15 protein-coding genes and 2 pseudogenes are annotated in these 16286 nt (G+C 41.2%); 14 read left to right on the plus strand and 3 right to left on the minus strand.

Annotated elements, in window-relative coordinates; genetic code table 11:
- The 5 genes from DWZ93_RS08910 (at position 1) to rlmD (ending at position 6973) form a co-directional block, all read left to right on the plus strand.
- Entirely contained in the window at positions 1-1902 is a 1902-nt protein-coding gene (locus DWZ93_RS08910; RefSeq protein WP_199665916.1) for an ABC transporter ATP-binding protein, read from the plus strand.
- Positions 1903-2098: 196 nt separating this feature from the next.
- A complete protein-coding gene (locus DWZ93_RS08915) occupies positions 2099-2737 on the plus strand; it encodes a B3/B4 domain-containing protein (protein WP_243061243.1) in 639 nt (212 codons plus the stop codon).
- Between the two features lie 21 nt (positions 2738-2758).
- Entirely contained in the window at positions 2759-4990 is a 2232-nt protein-coding gene (pcrA, locus tag DWZ93_RS08920) for a DNA helicase PcrA (RefSeq protein ID WP_118452654.1), read from the plus strand.
- Between the two features lie 150 nt (positions 4991-5140).
- On the plus strand, positions 5141-5386 hold the full coding sequence (locus DWZ93_RS08925) for a DUF4366 domain-containing protein (protein ID WP_118452742.1): 246 nt from the start codon (positions 5141-5143) through the stop codon (positions 5384-5386).
- 216 nt (positions 5387-5602) lie between these two features.
- Complete coding sequence (gene rlmD, locus DWZ93_RS08930; protein ID WP_118452655.1) at positions 5603-6973, plus strand: 23S rRNA (uracil(1939)-C(5))-methyltransferase RlmD; 1371 nt, start codon at positions 5603-5605, stop codon at positions 6971-6973.
- A 280-nt stretch (positions 6974-7253) separates the two neighbouring features.
- On the opposite strand, the gene DWZ93_RS08935 is transcribed toward rlmD, so the two are convergent.
- Entirely contained in the window at positions 7254-8423 is a 1170-nt protein-coding gene (locus DWZ93_RS08935) for an IS110 family transposase (RefSeq protein ID WP_118452743.1), read from the minus strand.
- A 285-nt stretch (positions 8424-8708) separates the two neighbouring features.
- On the opposite strand from DWZ93_RS08935, the gene DWZ93_RS08940 reads away from it, so the two are divergent.
- From DWZ93_RS08940 to DWZ93_RS15155, 3 genes and pseudogenes are all read left to right on the plus strand, one after another.
- Positions 8709-9338: a hypothetical protein gene (locus DWZ93_RS08940; protein WP_118452656.1), complete on the plus strand. Its 630-nt coding sequence runs from the start codon at positions 8709-8711 to the stop codon at positions 9336-9338.
- 708 nt (positions 9339-10046) lie between these two features.
- Positions 10047-10400: pseudogene (locus tag DWZ93_RS15150) on the plus strand (NTF2-like N-terminal transpeptidase domain-containing protein); the annotation flags it as partial.
- Complete coding sequence (locus tag DWZ93_RS15155) at positions 10386-10643, plus strand: hypothetical protein (RefSeq protein WP_330421758.1); 258 nt, start codon at positions 10386-10388, stop codon at positions 10641-10643. The pseudogene DWZ93_RS15150 and the gene DWZ93_RS15155, both read left to right, overlap by 15 nt.
- A 54-nt stretch (positions 10644-10697) precedes the next feature.
- Here DWZ93_RS15155 and DWZ93_RS15330 read toward each other — a convergent pair whose 3' ends face one another.
- Positions 10698-11201 carry an IS3 family transposase gene (locus DWZ93_RS15330; protein ID WP_442873179.1) on the minus strand — a complete coding sequence of 168 codons (504 nt, stop codon included), beginning with the start codon at positions 11199-11201 and terminating at the stop codon, positions 10698-10700.
- The gene (locus DWZ93_RS08955; RefSeq protein WP_118452657.1) at positions 11156-11455 is read right to left on the minus strand and encodes a helix-turn-helix domain-containing protein; all 300 of its coding nucleotides are present in this window, start codon (positions 11453-11455) and stop codon (positions 11156-11158) included. Before DWZ93_RS08955 ends, DWZ93_RS15330 begins: the two co-directional genes overlap by 46 nt.
- Before the next feature lie 30 nt (positions 11456-11485).
- On the opposite strand from DWZ93_RS08955, the gene DWZ93_RS08960 reads away from it, so the two are divergent.
- The 6 genes and pseudogenes from DWZ93_RS08960 to rhuM all read left to right on the plus strand — a co-directional run bounded on the left by DWZ93_RS08960 (position 11486) and on the right by rhuM (position 16125).
- Entirely contained in the window at positions 11486-11767 is a 282-nt protein-coding gene (locus tag DWZ93_RS08960; protein WP_118452658.1) for a hypothetical protein, read from the plus strand.
- Positions 11768-11971: 204 nt separating this feature from the next.
- Positions 11972-13117, plus strand: a complete 1146-nt coding sequence (locus DWZ93_RS08965; RefSeq protein ID WP_118452659.1) for a helix-turn-helix domain-containing protein — start codon at positions 11972-11974, stop codon at positions 13115-13117.
- Positions 13118-13134: 17 nt separating this feature from the next.
- On the plus strand, positions 13135-13323 hold the full coding sequence (locus DWZ93_RS08970) for a hypothetical protein (protein ID WP_118452660.1): 189 nt from the start codon (positions 13135-13137) through the stop codon (positions 13321-13323).
- A 452-nt stretch (positions 13324-13775) separates the two neighbouring features.
- Entirely contained in the window at positions 13776-14291 is a 516-nt protein-coding gene (locus DWZ93_RS08975; RefSeq protein WP_118452661.1) for a hypothetical protein, read from the plus strand.
- A gap of 67 nt (positions 14292-14358) precedes the next feature.
- Complete coding sequence (locus DWZ93_RS08980; RefSeq protein WP_118452662.1) at positions 14359-15126, plus strand: phage antirepressor; 768 nt, start codon at positions 14359-14361, stop codon at positions 15124-15126.
- Positions 15127-15212: 86 nt separating this feature from the next.
- A pseudogene (gene rhuM / locus DWZ93_RS15260) lies at positions 15213-16125 on the plus strand (RhuM family protein).
- The last annotated feature ends 161 nt before the right edge of the window (positions 16126-16286 follow it).

Here is a 16286-nt window from a genome sequence, read left to right on the forward strand (position 1 = left end):
ATGGCACAGAATGCAAGACAGATGCGGGGCATGAAGTCCAATGTTAAGAATCCGGGCAAGATTTTTAAGCGGATCATGTCTTATGTGTTTCAGAACTATAAGTACCAGTTCTTTCTGGTTGTGATCCTTATTTTTGTGAGCGTGCTCGCAAATGTACAGGGAACTTTATTTATGCAGAAGCTGATTGACGATTACATTACGCCATTTCTGCTGACTGACCATCCGAACTTTGCACCGCTTGCAAAAGCGATTGGTCAGGTGGCAGTATTTTATGCAGTGGGTGTAGTGTCTGTATACATTTACAATCTGATCATGGTATACATTACACAGGGAACTCTTCATAATATGAGAAAAGATCTGTTCAGCCATATGGAAAAACTGCCGATCAAGTATTTTGACACGCATGCACATGGCGATATCATGTCTGTATATACGAACGATATTGATACACTGCGTCAGATGATCAGTCAGAGTATTCCACAGTTTCTGAACAGCGGAATTACCATTATCAGTACCTTTATCAGTATGCTGATCCTGAGCATTCCGCTGTCAGCAGTTACACTTATCATGGTCTGCATTATGCTGTTCTTTACCAAGAAAGCGACTGGACAGAGTGGTAAATATTTTGCCAGACAGCAGAAGAATCTTGGTGCAGTAAATGGTTATATCGAGGAAATGATGAACGGCCAGAAGGTGGTAAAAGTATTCTGCCATGAGGAAGAAAGCAAAGAAAAGTTTCGGGAACTGAACAATGAACTGTATGTCAGTGCAGACCGTGCGAATACATTTTCTAATATTCTGGGGCCGATCAATGCACAGCTTGGCAATGTCAGCTACGTGGTGTGTGCTATCGTAGGAGGTGTGCTGGCGTTAAATGGAATCAGTGGACTGACACTTGGCGGTCTGGCAAGTTTCCTGACATTCAACAAGAGTTTCAGTATGCCGATCAACCAGATCAGTATGCAGTTAAATGCGATCGTTATGGCGCTTGCGGGAGCAGAGCGTATCTTCAAGCTGCTGGATGAAGAGCCAGAGGTAGATAACGGCTATGTGACATTGGTAAATGCAAAAGAAGAGAATGGAAAATTGGTACCGACGGACGAACGTACCGGACATTGGGCATGGAAACACACTCATCAGGCAGATGGAACAACCGATTATGTAGAGGTTCAGGGCAATGTGGTATTTAACGATGTGGATTTTGGTTATACAGATGATAAGATCGTACTGCATAATATCAAATTATTTGCGGAACCGGGACAGAAGATTGCGTTTGTAGGATCAACAGGAGCCGGTAAGACGACGATCACCAATCTGATTAACCGTTTTTATGATATTCAGGATGGTAAGATCCGTTACGATGGCATCAATATCAATAAGATTAAGAAATCTGATCTGAGAAAATCACTTGGTATTGTACTGCAGGATACCCATTTATTCACCGGAACGGTTATGGACAACATACGGTTTGGCCGCCTGGATGCAACGGACGATGAGGTTGTCGCAGCAGCAAAACTTGCCAATGCAGATGGATTTATCCGCAGACTGCCGGAAGGTTATAACACAGTTCTGACCGGAGACGGAGCGAACTTAAGCCAGGGACAGAGACAGCTTCTTGCGATCGCGAGGGCAGCAGTCGCAGATCCGCCGGTACTGATTCTGGATGAGGCGACAAGTTCCATTGATACCAGAACAGAGCGGATCGTACAGGAAGGTATGGATCGCCTGATGCACGGACGGACAACATTTGTCATTGCACACAGACTGTCTACTGTACGCAATTCCGACTGTATCATGGTACTGGAGCAGGGACGGATCATTGAACGTGGTACGCATGACCAACTGATCGAGGAAAAAGGAAGATATTACCAGTTGTATACCGGAAACAGCATTTCCGCATAAAATCAGACGGAATTAAAAGAATAAGGACATTTATGAATGGCACTCGGGGCTCAGGCTCCGGGTGCTTTTCCGGTTGAATGGAAAGTTAAACTGAGGTATACTGTTAAAGCACAGCAACGATGCATTCAATGAGAATGAGTCAGTGAGTATTCGGTTGGAGGAAGATATAATGAAGAGTCTTAGGATAGATCCTGACATGAAAGAAAAATGGCCGCAGACCAGGGTTGGATGTTTACAGTACCAGGTGAAAGTAGAAAAGAAAAATGAAGATATGTGGTCATATCTGAAGAAAGATGTTTTTAAAAAGACCAGAGACGCTATCTTTGATTATGGTGTGAATGATATACCGAATATTAAGGAATCACGTCTTGCATACAAGGAATTTGGTAAAGATCCGAGCCGTTACAGAGTATCCTCTGAAGCGCTGATCCGGCGAATTGGGCAGGGCAAAGGTCTGTATGAGGTGAATACAGTTGTGGATGTGAATAATCTGATCTCTATAGAATCTGGCTTCTCTGTTGGCTCCTATGATTGCAACAAGATTGCAGATCAGCTGATATTCCGTATTGGAAGAGATGGAGAGACATATAAAGGAATCGGAAAAGAAGAGATTAAGATTGACTGTCTGCCGGTTCTTGCAGATGCGGAGGGAGCAATTGGAAGCTCCACCAGTGATTCAGAGCGTGCGATGATTACAGAAGATGCAACGGAAGTATTGACACTGATCTATTCATTTTCTGATAGTCAGGATTTGGAAAAAGCAATGGAATATGGTAAAAAATATCTGGAACAATATGCCAATGCATCCGATATTCATTGCTGGATTGTAGAATAAAGAGAAATTGTGAGGAATAATATGATAGATTTGGAGACACTGAATCCGCCTCAGCGCGAGGCGGTACAGCATACAGAAGGACCGCTCCTGATTCTGGCAGGTGCAGGATCGGGAAAAACCAGAGTGCTTACCCACAGGATCGCATATCTGATCGAGGAAAAGGGTGTAAACCCATGGAATATACTGGCAATCACATTTACAAACAAAGCTGCGGGTGAAATGCGGGAACGTGTGGATAAGATTGTAGGATTTGGCGCAGAAAGTATCTGGGTAAGTACATTTCATTCAACCTGCGTGCGGATTCTGAGAAGATACATAGACAGGCTTGGCTATGACAACAGTTTTACTATATACGATACTGATGATCAGAAGACCCTGATGAAGGATATATGCAAATATCTGCAGATTGATACGAAGGTATTTAAAGAACGTAATCTTTTATCAGCCATATCTTCAGCAAAGAATGAAATGATCACGCCGGAGGAGTACCGTCTGAAAGCAGAGGGTGACTTCGGACGGCAGAAGATCGCAACGGTATATGAAGAATACGAGAAACAGATGCGTGCCAACAATGCATTGGATTTTGATGATCTGCTGTTGAAAGCGGTACAGCTGTTTCAGACACAGCCGGATGTGCTGGAGTATTATCAGGAAAGATTTCGTTATATCATGGTGGATGAGTATCAGGATACGAATACGGTACAGTTTCAGTTTATAAGTATTTTGGCAGCGAAGTATCGTAATCTGTGTGTGGTTGGCGATGATGACCAGTCTATTTACAAATTCCGTGGCGCTAATATTCGTAATATTCTGGATTTTGAGCAGGTATTTTCAGATGCAAAAGTGATCAAACTGGAACAGAATTACCGTTCTACAGGTACAATCTTGAATGCGGCCAATGCCGTGATCCGCAATAACCGCGGCAGAAAGGATAAGACGCTGTGGACGGATAATGACGAGGGCGATAAGATTCAGTTCCGCCAGTTTGATTCTGCCTATGATGAGGCAGAGTTTATTGTAGATGATATCTGCAGAAAGACCCGTGGCAATGGGGCAAATTATAATGATTTTGCAATTCTTTATAGAACCAACGCTCAGTCCCGTCTGTTCGAGGAGAAATTTGTTACAGCGAATATTCCATATAAGATCGTGGGCGGTATCAATTTCTACGCCCGCAAGGAGATCAAGGATGTACTGGCATATCTGAAGACAATCGATAATGCTAAAGATGATATCGCAGTCCGCCGTATTATCAATGTGCCGAAACGCGGTATCGGACTAACCAGTGTGAATCGTGTGCAGGAGTATGCGCTTGCCCGAGAACTGGGATTCTATGAAGCATTGATGGGAGTAGAATTTATCCCGAATATTGGCAGGGGCGCATCCAAAATGGAATCCTTTGTAGCACTCATTGAGCATTTCAAAATGGATGCAGAACGGATTAAAATATCTGAATTAGTAGATGAGATTCTGGAAGAAACAGGTTATCTGGAAGAACTGAAGGGTGAAGGCGAGATTGAAGCAGAAGCACGTATTGAAAATATCGATGAGTTGAAGAATAAGATTATTGCATACGAAGAGGTCTGCGAAGACCAGGGAGAAACGGCAACATTGAGCGGATTTCTGGAGGAAGTGGCGCTGGTAGCTGATATCGACAGTCTGGAAGAGGACAGCGATTACGTGGTATTGATGACACTTCACAGTGCAAAAGGACTGGAATTCCCACAGGTGTATCTGGCAGGTATGGAAGATGGCGTATTTCCAAGTTATATGTGCATCACTTCGGACGATAAGAGCGAGATTGAGGAGGAACGGAGACTTTGCTACGTGGGAATCACAAGAGCAGAACAGGAACTGACGCTGACCTATGCAAGAAGACGTATGATCCGTGGTGAAATGCAGTATAATAAGATGTCCAGATTCTTAAAAGAAATTCCGGTTGAGCTATTATCCGATGGAGATGCATTTAAGAATGAGAAACCGGAACCACCGGTACAGACAGCATATCAGCAGGCAAAGAAAAGCTTCCATACGAAAGCATTTCAGGCAAAACCGATTCAGCAGTTCAAGGTCGCAGACGGCAAAGGACCTGGCTATGACGTGGGCGACAGAGTTCGTCACATGAAGTTTGGAGATGGACTTGTGACCGCAATCACAGAGGGCGGAAGAGATTATGAAGTGACTGTACAGTTTGATCAGGCAGGTCAGAAAAAGATGTTTGCAACATTTGCGAGACTGCAGAAAATTGATTAAGAAATCCGTTAAGAATTGCGGGTATATTTTGTTAAAAAAAGTAGTAATCGGCAGGCTTAGGTGTTATAATAAACACATCATAGCTGGGCTTTGAATCCCGGCATCATCAATACATGGTAAGCGGAAAGGAGCGGGAGCATGAATATGAACATGAACAAGCTTGAGGAAGTTCTGGCTACTTCCAAATTAAATGAACTGATCCACAAGAAAGAGGAAGATGAGAAGAATTGTAAGTTCATTCTTATGATTCTGGCTATTATCGGAGCAGTTGCAGCAGTAGCAGGTATCGCATATGCAGTATACTGTTTCCTGACACCGGATTATCTGGAAGATTTTGAAGAAGACTTTGAAGACGATTTCGATGATGACTTTTTCAACGAAGAGGATCAGGTATAGTTAGACAGTTCAGATGCAAAGGGCACTTCGATTGAAGTGCCTTTTTGTATCGTTCAGAGCCACGCAGAATCTCAGTTCAGGGATGTGTCGTGTTTACACGAACAAGATCCCTGAACTGAGATTCTATGTGGTGGATACGCACACTGATGAAATGCGAAGCATTTTGGAAGTGGCTCTGAACGATGATTAAGATAGAGGAAATGGATAGGATAGAAGATGAAAAAAGGACAGATCGTAGAAGGAATTGTAACGAAGGTAGATTTCCCGAATAAAGGAATTGTGAAAGTCGAGGGAGAGGAAAAGACTCTGATCGTAAAAAATGCCATACAGGGACAGAAGGTGAAGGCATCGATTAATAAGATGCGCAAAGGCAAAGCAGAAGGAAGACTCTTGGAAGTGCTGGAGCCGTCAGCGGACGAAGTGACATCACCATGTCCGCATTTTGGAGCTTGCGGAGGCTGTACGTATCAGTCATTACCATATGAATGTCAGCTTCATATGAAGGAAGAACAGGTTAAAGCCATGATGGATGAGGCTGTTAACGGTGATTATGTATGGGAAGGTGTCAGTCCAAGCCCTGCAATCAGCGAATATCGCAATAAGATGGAATTCTCATTTGGTGATGAATATAAAGACGGACCGTTGGCACTCGGTATGCACAAGCGCGGAAGTTTTCATGATATTGTCAATGTGCCGGAATGTCAGATTGTAGATCAGGATTTCCGTAAGATTCTTACTTGTACATTAGAGTGTGCGTCAGAGAGTGGACTTCCGTATTATCATAAAATGCGTCACGATGGATATTTCCGTCATCTGCTGGTACGAAAAGCTGTAAAGACCGGACAGATTCTTGTCGATCTGGTAACGACAACAGAGTCGGATGCATTTGATATGAAGAAATGGGCAGAAGCACTGCAGAATCTGGAACTGAAAGGAAGTATCGCAGGCATTCTGCATACCTCTAATGACAGTCTGGCAGATGTGGTAAAAGACGAAGGAACCGAGATCATCTACGGACAGAATTATTTCTATGAAGAACTGCTGGGATTGAAATTCAAGATCACACCGTTCTCATTCTTTCAGACTAATTCGCTGGGAGCAGAAGTATTGTACGAAAAAGCAAGAGAATATATTGGAGACACCAAAGATAAAGTCGTATTCGATCTGTACAGCGGAACCGGAACCATCGCACAGATCCTTGCTCCAGTCGCAAAGAAAGTCGTTGGCGTAGAGATCGTAGAAGAAGCAGTAGAGGCAGCCAAAGAAAATGCGGCACTGAACGGACTGGATAATTGCTCATTTTGGGCCGGTGATGTACTAAAAGTAATCGATGAACTGGGCGAAGTACCAGATCTGATCATGCTCGATCCACCGCGTGACGGCGTACATCCAAAGGCACTGGAGAAGATTTGCAATTTTGGCGTGGATAGACTGGTGTATATTGCATGTAAGCCGACCAGTCTTGCAAGAGATCTTGAGATGCTGCAGGGAAGAGGGTATAGAGTGGAAAGGATCGCGTGCATCGATTTATTCCCGAGTACAGTACACGTTGAGACGGTGTGCCTTCTGTCAAGAAAAGCCCAATAAATCAAAGGATTGCGCCGATTTGGGGCAAAAAGGGTTGTGTGTTTCAGTTTCCGCAGAAGACACATGCGGAAACGGATTTACCCCAGGGGTAAGATTTTTGGAATTGTTGATATACATTTTGGCAAAAGGGATACCTTTTCGCAAAAGAGACCAGCTATGAAAAGTCAACCATAAATTAGCAAAAAATTTCTTTTTCATATCGGTGGTAAAAAAGGGTAACTTTAATAGAGCTCCCTTAAGGTGCTTTTTCAAAATCTATCGATATTGGTATACAGACCTCTTATTCGAGGTTAAATTCTACTTCGTCAGTGAGCATCTTCCAGATGACTCTGACAAGCTTGCCGGCACAGTGCCCAAGTGCATTGTAGTGAGACCGGCCTTCAGCCCTCTTGACATCATAATAAGCCTTGAAGGTTACATTGTTCCTTACAACGTTCCAAGCTGCATTTACAAGGGCATATCGTAAGACACGAGAGCCACGTTTGGACATTCTTGTTGTCTTAGCCTGGAAGTTACCAGACTGATAGACAGAAGGATCCAACCCTGCAAAAGCAAGCAGCTTGTTTGGATTGGAGAAACGGTGAATATCACCTATTTCACCAAGGATCATCCCACCATTGATATAACCGATACCAGGAATGGTTATGATGACAGAATCATTGAATTTCATGATATCCGTCATCTCAGCTTCAATCGTATCTAATTGGCTATCCAGTAACTCGATTTGTTGAATGGTTTGAGTTATCTGAATAGATATAGCGCTGTCGTTAGCACCGACAGACTTCTGTGCGAGAACTCTTAATTCTTTGGCCTGCTCTTTAGTAAAGTGTCCGTGCGAGTTCACTTTGAGCAGATTTGCCAGATGAGTCATATACATGGAAGCAATCTCTTTTGGAGAAGGTGCTTCTTTTAAAAGAGCATAGACAGCATTCTGATGCAGACCGGATTTGAAAAAATATTGAATCTCCGGGAATACCTGATCAACATAGGTTGTCAGTTGGATTTTCAATCGGGTGCGTTGCTTAATGGTTTTCTGCCGAAAGCGCCCCAAGGCCTTAAGATCCATCATATTGAGGTCATAGAAACCGATGAATCTGAGGTCATCCTGCATCATAAGAGTTTTAGCAATCACATATGTGTCGACCTTATCTGTCTTAGTTTTGCGAATGTTGTTTTTACGCATCTGACAGGTTTTGATGGGGTTCAACACACACACTTGGTAAAACTTAGCAACAAGGTATCGAACAAGGTTGTCACCGTAGTGTGCCGTTGACTCAAGACCGATGATGATGCTGTTCTTGTCGAATGATTCGAGCTTAGAGACCAGCAGTTGGAAGCCATCAGCGTCGTTTGTGAATTTGAACGGCTCAAGAATTATTTCACCGTCGGAAGAAATCGCAGCGGCGAAATGGTTAAGCTTGGCAATATCAATGCCTACATAAATTTTCATGAGGTTGTACCTCTCTTTCCTAAAGTCTGATACCATGATATCCACCATCGATTATCATCGTAGACCTGATAGAAATAAGTACTCTGAGTGAAAAACACTCCGGCAACATCCAGCTGATAAACAATTCAGATAAAGGTAGCGGCAATACACTCCAGTCGAGTAGTCAAGCTACAGGGAAAAATCAAAAGTCCATAGTATCTGAATTGTATTGAACCACGATATTAAAAGAAAGGAAACGTGTGATAATTAACTTCCTAATTATCATACAAGAAGGAAGATGACGATATGAGAAGAAGAAAAGAAGAGTATAAGCAAAATAATTTCAATGGAAATGTGAATTTTACAGGAAAAACTCAAATTGCAGCAGGAGATATTATCAATAATATCTCGGAAGAGAAGCAAAAGACGGCAAATTATGATCCAGAACCAAAATGGCGTAGTCCATTTACTTTAGCTGTTTTAACATGGATTAGCACTATTATTGCAATTGTAGGAATATTTCCGTTTGCCAAAATAGTAAAAAGTATAGTTTGCTTTTTTAGAGGGATGAATGGAAATACAATAAGTTTAGATATGCAGAAATATTCTATTATTTTTATAATATTTGTATTTTTATTTTTAATCTTTTTTACACTTAGAAGAATTGCTAAAAAGCAAACGAGACATCCTTTGTTTTTCAATTTTGCAATTAGTGGTTATGGGAATAGATTGACCATAGAGAAAATACATATTGAAGGATGCCCTCAATGTGGGGGCAAAATGAAATATTATAATAAACCAGTGGAATGGAGAGAAATTCTTCGTAGTGATGGAAGCACGAAACGTGAAGTGACAAAAAGAATACCTGTGTTAGAATGTAGGCGAAATGCAGAACATTGGTATGCAGTTGATCCTGCCGAGGACAGGGTAAAGTAGTAACATTAAAAGGAATTTTCAAATGGTTAAGGTGTTTACCCCACCCTTAAGTTAATAGTGTCACTTTCGCTATGCAGTATAAAATCAAAGTTCAGGGGAATATTGAAACGGTTTGTCTGCTTTCAAAGAAACCTTGATTTTCTGCGGTTTGTGGGATATTAAGGAGCAAAAATGGATGTGTATTTTGTAGCCTTATGAATGAACCATTTGAATATCATAGCAGAGGGGTGTTTTGAGACTTTGCTGAATAATAGGCTTTTGCTAAAAGGTATCAATTTTGTGAAAATGTATGATACCTTCTGGCGGGAGCCTTTTTGTATAAAGATAACTTGACTTATAAATCTTACTGATGTAATAAAAAGAGAGGAGGAATATATAGTATAATATATGATACATCAAACGAAGAGAAATTTTTTTACATCAAAATCTTACGAATGTAATATTTTGAGGATATAACGTACATTGAAAATAGAATATGACCATTTCGACTATCGTCTCAATGGAGATACTCGTCAAATGGCATTTCATGCAAGCATGAATGCCGCTTGACTTGTTATTTACCATATCAGCAAAGCAAAATGAATGGGGGTCAATATGAAGAAAGGAAAAAGCAGAAACAAGCGAAAGAAAACAAGAAGCAGGCTCCTATGGATTGCGATTGCTATTATAGGAATAGCTGCGGTAATTTCTGCAGTATGCGTGGCAGGAATGTTGGCAACAAAGGAAAATGCCTGGAGGACACCAGAAGAACTTCTGGTGGAGTACATGGATCATATTCCAAAACAGGAGTATGAAGAAATGTATGCGATGCTACATATTGAGGCATCGAGGAATGTCAGTCAGGAGGATTTTGTAACTCGAAATTCAGCTATTTATGAAGGTATAGAAGTCCAGAATATGGCTGTTTAGATTATTGCATATGATGAGGAGCAAATGGCGGTAACCTACCAGACTTCTTTTGATACAGTTGCAGGAAATATCAGCTTTGAGAATGAAGCACTCTTCCTAAAGGGCGAAGATGGATATAAGTTGGTTTGGGATGATTCCATGATTTTTCCGAATCTGACTTCTACAGATAAAGTAAGAGTTTCCACTACACAGGCAGTAAGAGGAGAAATTCTGGATAGGAACGGACGTGTCCTTGCAGGAAAAGGTATAGCTTCTTCGGTTGGAATCGTTCCAGGCAAGTTAGAAAACAGAGAGGAAGCAATCGCACAGATTGCAGAACTGTTGGAAACAACTCCGGAAGCGATAGAAAAGAAGCTGTCGGCACAGTGGGTAAATGAACTGTTCCCCGTCAAGTAGACAATTGAAAAAATATAAATTTTTCCTGCCAGTAGAAATTATCTGCTGGCAGTTTTATGCAGCTTGCAAGTAAATTTTGTGTTTTTCCATTGGTGTTAAAATTCCGAGATTCCTTTGCAAGCGTTTATTGTTGTAGTAATCTATATAATCTTCGATCATTTTTACGAGAGCCTGTCTTGTGCACCCGTTGTTAGAATACTTGATAGTTGATTTTATATTAAGTTTACGGCAAATGCGTAGCACACGTTTATCGTTTACATCAATACCATGATATCGTTCCAGATCATCTCTGATCCTTCGATAGCCTTTATCTGGTGACTCTGTATGAATCTTTTCTATCTCATCAGCAATAAGTCTATTCTTTTGTTCACTTTCAGGAATTTCTCTATGTAACCATTTATAGTAAGAGGCTCTGGAAACTCTGCCAAGTTTACAAAGTGCAGCAATTGGATAATTATGTTCTTCGTGTTCTTCTTTGATTGCCTGATATATATGTTCATGACGAATCAGGCTTAGCCCCGCCTCCTCTCTATTTCTTCGAGTTTTTTTAAGAAAGATGCTTCCATTTCAGCACGTGCTTTCTCTGCTTTTAAAATTTTAACTTCAGCACGCAGCTTTTCTAATTCACTCATCTCGTTGGGACTTTTTCGTTTGCCACGGTTATCTCTTAAAGCTTCCACTCCACCAGCTTCATATTTGACTATATAAATACGAGCCTGTTGATAGGACACTTGGTATTGTTCTGCTGTTTGGGCATAATTATGATCATGTGGCTGAATATTCGAAAGTAGATGACGGACGATCCAGAGCAGTGCATAGAGTTGTTGCTAGACTGGAGAAATATGAAATACACGGATCTCGGTGACTTGATTGATAGAGATCCGAAAACAATCAGCCGTACCGTTAAAGGGAAAACAGCTCCGAATCTGAACACTGCTGTGTTGATTTGTTTCGGGCTTAACTTGCCACCAATGATAAGCGAGAAGCTGTTGGATGTTTTGGGATGTAAGCTGAAACCGTTTGATCCAGAACATCAGTGGATTAGTGAAGCCTTACATGTGAAGTACCCGGAACCACTGTGGGCTGTTAAAGAATATCTTGAGCAATATGATGTAGCAATTTAAAAATTTATTTTATAAAAAAACGGACATGCCATGTCCGTTGCTAGAGTGACCTGGAAGAAGAAAACTTCCGGGTCTTTTTACTATGCAGCAAAAAAAGAAAGCTTGATTGCAAATATATGCAATAACAAAAGTGGTATTGCATATATTGACAAAAAATGTGAATGGTGTATAATAATATCATCAAAATGCAAAGGAGACACTGCTATGTCAGAAGAACGAAAATTAGCTGATGTTAAAATTAGCGACATCAAAGATGTAGACATAATGCGTGGTTTCATAGCAACTGCGGGTATGGGACTCTGCAATAAAGATGAAATCTTGGATAAAAAGCAGGTGGTAGAAGATAAACTAGATGATATAAATAGCCATCTTGCAGAACTTGAGGATGCACTGCAAAGGTGGGAACGCACGGAGCAAAGTTCATCATCAAAGGAAAGCTATGATCTTATCGAAGAATATGGAACGGAGGAGAGCATACGTAATCGTCTGGATGTACTGAATAAGGAACGTACTCAGTGGGCAGGTTTTCTTACTCAGTTGGAGTCATACTTAAGTGAATGTAAAAATTTTAATAAAACGCTTTGTTTTTCAAATATTCGGGAATTATTACGTCAAAATCCAGATGTTAAAATAGGCCAGATTGAAAAGGAAGCAGGAATCAGATTAGGATATATGTCTCGTCTGGAGAAGGATGGAAATACATCCGAGCCGAGTATGGAATTTGTTGTAACGGCAGCAAAGCTTCTTAAGGTTAGTGTTGATACCTTGATATCTGTCGATCTTACTGGACTTACACCGACAGAGCAGTATATTACAAGTTTCTTCGATAAATTAAAGGAAGATACATTAAAGGATAGGCTCGATTGGAATCGAGAGACAGCGTTTAATTTGAATCGAATGGAGCCGGATATGAATGGTTTCGTATACCATCCTCTGTTTGCAGAAGAAACATTTTATGAGGAGACAGACTGTGAATATCCGCAGGAAGTAACTAGAATCGTATTCAATTCAAAGACCTTTGGTCCCAAGACATATATTGCCGGAGATTGTTTTAATCTTAGATTAAAAAATGGAACAACTCTTTATCTTATGGATATTGAGAAGAGCGTTCATAAAGTTGGAGATTCTTCTACAGCTGCTAAAGAAGCCTGGATGTATGTACCGTCCAAGGGAAGTCAATTGTTGGTAGCCTCACAGGATGATACACCAGTTGCTCCGTTTCTTGAGTTACTGTTCTCAACTGTAAAGGAGCGTATGGAACATCCGAAGGTAAACAATGACGTGATGTATGCAATTGATGCATTCATGAAGGATGATATAGCTGATGACATGGATGAAATGCCATTCTAAGAAGGAGGTTGAGTTGATTGATAAAGACGTCTATTAGAAATCTTCACAGCGACAAAGATATACCACCTCGTTTCTGCAATGTTATTGTAAACGGAGATGATGTGACGCTTGAGGTAAAGATAAATAAAAATAAGTTTGAAACGATTTCTTGGGAAGACATGCAATACCAAGTAAATCAAGCAATAATGAAAGCAGCAAAAGAATGAATTAGAAACTACCGCAAACTGCCCCGTAAAGAATCGAGGAGCTAACCGCCGGAGTTATCTACAAAAGCCTTTATAGGCAAAGTAGGTAACTCCGGTTTTTTTGTGTTTTACGGCAGTTTTCAGCGGACATGGCGTGTCCATCACGAGAAAAATTTCCAGTGTACACTATAAATAAAAACACCTGACACTGAGATGGATACACAGAAATGTGTATCCATCTCAGTGCCAGAGGCACTTAAAAAATAATATCACAAGGCCTGATTAGCTATAAGGGCATTGGGATACAGATATCGGCATTGATCACAGGGCAACCTGTGAAAGGTGCGATAGAAGTACCCTTATTTCCTTATGCTCTTTTTTTAGGCAATTCATGGGTCGGTACTTCTATAAGCACCGACCCTATTTGTTTCCTGTGCCCTTCTGCAAGAACCAGGCAGAAAGGCAGGAACTTTATGAAAATCAAGATTCGTTATGAGAACGAGTACCAGACCCTTGAGGTCGAAAACATGGAATTGGAGAAATGGTTAAATATCTCCATTTCAGAAGAAGAAAGTCAGGAAGACTACGAAAAAAGAATCCAAGATGTAATCGAAGAGAGATTCAACAGGCCCGATTACAACAGTTGGCACAAGCATGACCGTCATACTGGCAACGCTTATATGAAGAGCAAGGACGGTACAGTTGAGGTCAATACAGAAGAGGCAATTATGTTCAGAGCAGCTGATAAGTCAGCCTTCAACAGTTCTATTGATGGAGTACATAACCAGCTTGAATACGAAGAGTGCTGTGAAACTTTGAGAAGTCTTCTTAAACCTGCACAGGCAGATATGGTAATTGCTATTGCCCTTGACGGTTATACCGTTGGTGAGTATGCAGCAGAAATTAGTGATGATTCCAATAATGTCAGTCATCGTTACAGACGTGCAATCAACAAATTAAAAAAATTTTTTTCAAAAACGTCCTTTTAACCCTTCTCCCAAGGCTACCAGGTAGGAGGGTGACACCTCCAAGAAATTATTTAAGGAGGTAATTCGTATGGAATTACAAGTATTTAACAGCACAGAGTTTGGCTCTGTAAGAACAGCAACTGTAAAAGGTGAGGTTATGTTTGTTGGTAAGGATGTAGCAGACATCCTCGGGTACCAGAACGGTAGTCGAGATATCAATCGCCATGTAGATGAAGAGGACAGACACAAGGTCATGATCTTTGATGGTAACCAGGATAAGGAAACCATCATCATCAATGAGTCCGGACTTTACAGCCTTATCCTTTCCAGCAAAATGCCTAATGCGAAGAAATTCAAACATTGGGTAACGGCAGAGGTTCTTCCGACTATCCGTAAGCATGGAATGTATGCCATTGATGAAATCTTGGAAAATCCTGATCTTGCGATTGCAGCACTCACACAGCTTAAGGAAGAACGTGAAAGAAGAAAGCAGCTTGAATGTCTGGCACTTGTTCAGCGTCAGCAGATTGCAGAGATGCAGCCAAAGGCAAGCTACTATGACCTTATTTTACAGAACAAGAACACAGTTCCTATTACACAGATTGCAAAGGACTACGGTATGAGTGGTCGAAAGTTCAATGAACTTCTTCACGAACTTGGAGTTCAGTATAAGTTCAGAAAGACCTGGCTTTTATATCAGCAGTATGCAGAATGCGGATACACACAGTCCCGTACCTATGCAATCGATGAGAGCAGAAGTGTGATGCATACCTACTGGACTCAGAAGGGCAGACTTTTCCTTTATGATCTTTTGAAGAATGAAGGTATCTTACCAGTTATTGAACAGGAGGATTAAAAGATATGGGTGTTGATAAGTTTAATCACGAAGGGTACTTTGACCCGACCACATACGAGGCTCTTACCAACATCCACCGTGAGGAAATGGCAGCTGATAAAAAGGCTGCCCATCTTCCTTTGGTGTATGTGTGCAGTCCGTATGCAGGTGATGTTAAAACCAATGTAAAAAATGCAAAACGATACAGCAGATTCGCTGTTGATGAAAATGCTATCCCGGTAACACCTCATCTTTTATATCCACAGTTTATGGATGACGGTAATGAAGCTGAAAGAGAGATGGCTAAGAAAATATTTGAGGATAGCGAACTACAGGAGGATTCAGTTATTCGAAAATTTTGAATAACTGACGCTGACGGAAAAAGCTATGGCACAAATCACTATTCCTTAGAGATGATCATTGCAGTTGGCTTTAAGGTTAACTCTGAGCGTGCAGTACAGTTTCGCAAATGGGTTAATCAAATTGCAAAGGACTATACCATCAAAGGACGGGTTATGGATGACGAGCGCTTGAAAAATGGTGGTTCTGTGCTCACAACAGAATACTTTGACCGTTTGCTTGAGCAGATTCGTGAGATCCGTTTGTCTGAGCGTAGATTCTATCAGAAGATAACGGATATTGCATTATGCAGTTCACGGACATACGGCAGCAGCACCGGAAGGCAAGATTGTAAAAAGTGATGTGAGTGTTGCGAAGAATTATCTTTCTGAGCAGGAAATGCGTTCACTAGAGCGTATTGTTTCAGCTTATCTGGATCTGGCGGAGGACCGTGCAGAACGTCATATTCCTATGACAATGGAGGACTGGGCAAAGCGTCTGGATCTATTTCTGATGGCTGATGACAGAGAGGTTCTTCAGGATGCAGGCAAGATCACAGTAGAGATTGCCAAGGCAAAAGCCGAGACCGAATTTGAAAAATATCGTGTTATTCAGGACAGATTGTTTATGTCCGACTTTGATAAGTACATGCTGGAATTGGAGGAGAATGCGAAGAAGTAATAGAATTACTTCTCTGTTTAATGCGAATTTCCCAACATAAAAAGGCCGAGTGCATGGAAACTGGACCATTAGTTAGGTCTAAAAATAGCCGTTGACCTGTTTTTGTAGAAAGAACGGACAAGGTTGAAGCGATGCCCATTTGAGGGTAATTCCCCTCAATG

This window comes from Dorea sp. AF36-15AT, from assembly GCF_003477705.1.
GTDB lineage: Bacteria > Bacillota > Clostridia > Lachnospirales > Lachnospiraceae > Claveliimonas > Claveliimonas ammoniilytica.

What these genes read in the sequence shown, in the direction of transcription:
- DWZ93_RS08980 (WP_118452662.1), top strand. Translation starts at nt 14,359, where the DNA reads ATGGAATTACAAGTATTTAACAGCACAGAGTTTGGCTCTGTAAGAACA.
- pcrA (WP_118452654.1), top strand. Translation starts at nt 2,759, where the DNA reads ATGATAGATTTGGAGACACTGAATCCGCCTCAGCGCGAGGCGGTACAG.
- DWZ93_RS08925 (WP_118452742.1), top strand. Translation starts at nt 5,141, where the DNA reads ATGAACAAGCTTGAGGAAGTTCTGGCTACTTCCAAATTAAATGAACTG.
- DWZ93_RS08965 (WP_118452659.1), top strand. Translation starts at nt 11,972, where the DNA reads ATGTCAGAAGAACGAAAATTAGCTGATGTTAAAATTAGCGACATCAAA.
- DWZ93_RS15155 (WP_330421758.1), top strand. Translation starts at nt 10,386, where the DNA reads ATGATTTTTCCGAATCTGACTTCTACAGATAAAGTAAGAGTTTCCACT.
- DWZ93_RS08935 (WP_118452743.1), bottom strand. Translation starts at nt 8,423, where the DNA reads ATGAAAATTTATGTAGGCATTGATATTGCCAAGCTTAACCATTTCGCC.
- DWZ93_RS08940 (WP_118452656.1), top strand. Translation starts at nt 8,709, where the DNA reads ATGAGAAGAAGAAAAGAAGAGTATAAGCAAAATAATTTCAATGGAAAT.
- DWZ93_RS08910 (WP_199665916.1), top strand. Translation starts at nt 1, where the DNA reads ATGGCACAGAATGCAAGACAGATGCGGGGCATGAAGTCCAATGTTAAG.
- DWZ93_RS08960 (WP_118452658.1), top strand. Translation starts at nt 11,486, where the DNA reads ATGAAATACACGGATCTCGGTGACTTGATTGATAGAGATCCGAAAACA.
- DWZ93_RS08975 (WP_118452661.1), top strand. Translation starts at nt 13,776, where the DNA reads ATGAAAATCAAGATTCGTTATGAGAACGAGTACCAGACCCTTGAGGTC.
- DWZ93_RS08915 (WP_243061243.1), top strand. Translation starts at nt 2,099, where the DNA reads ATGAAAGAAAAATGGCCGCAGACCAGGGTTGGATGTTTACAGTACCAG.
- rlmD (WP_118452655.1), top strand. Translation starts at nt 5,603, where the DNA reads ATGAAAAAAGGACAGATCGTAGAAGGAATTGTAACGAAGGTAGATTTC.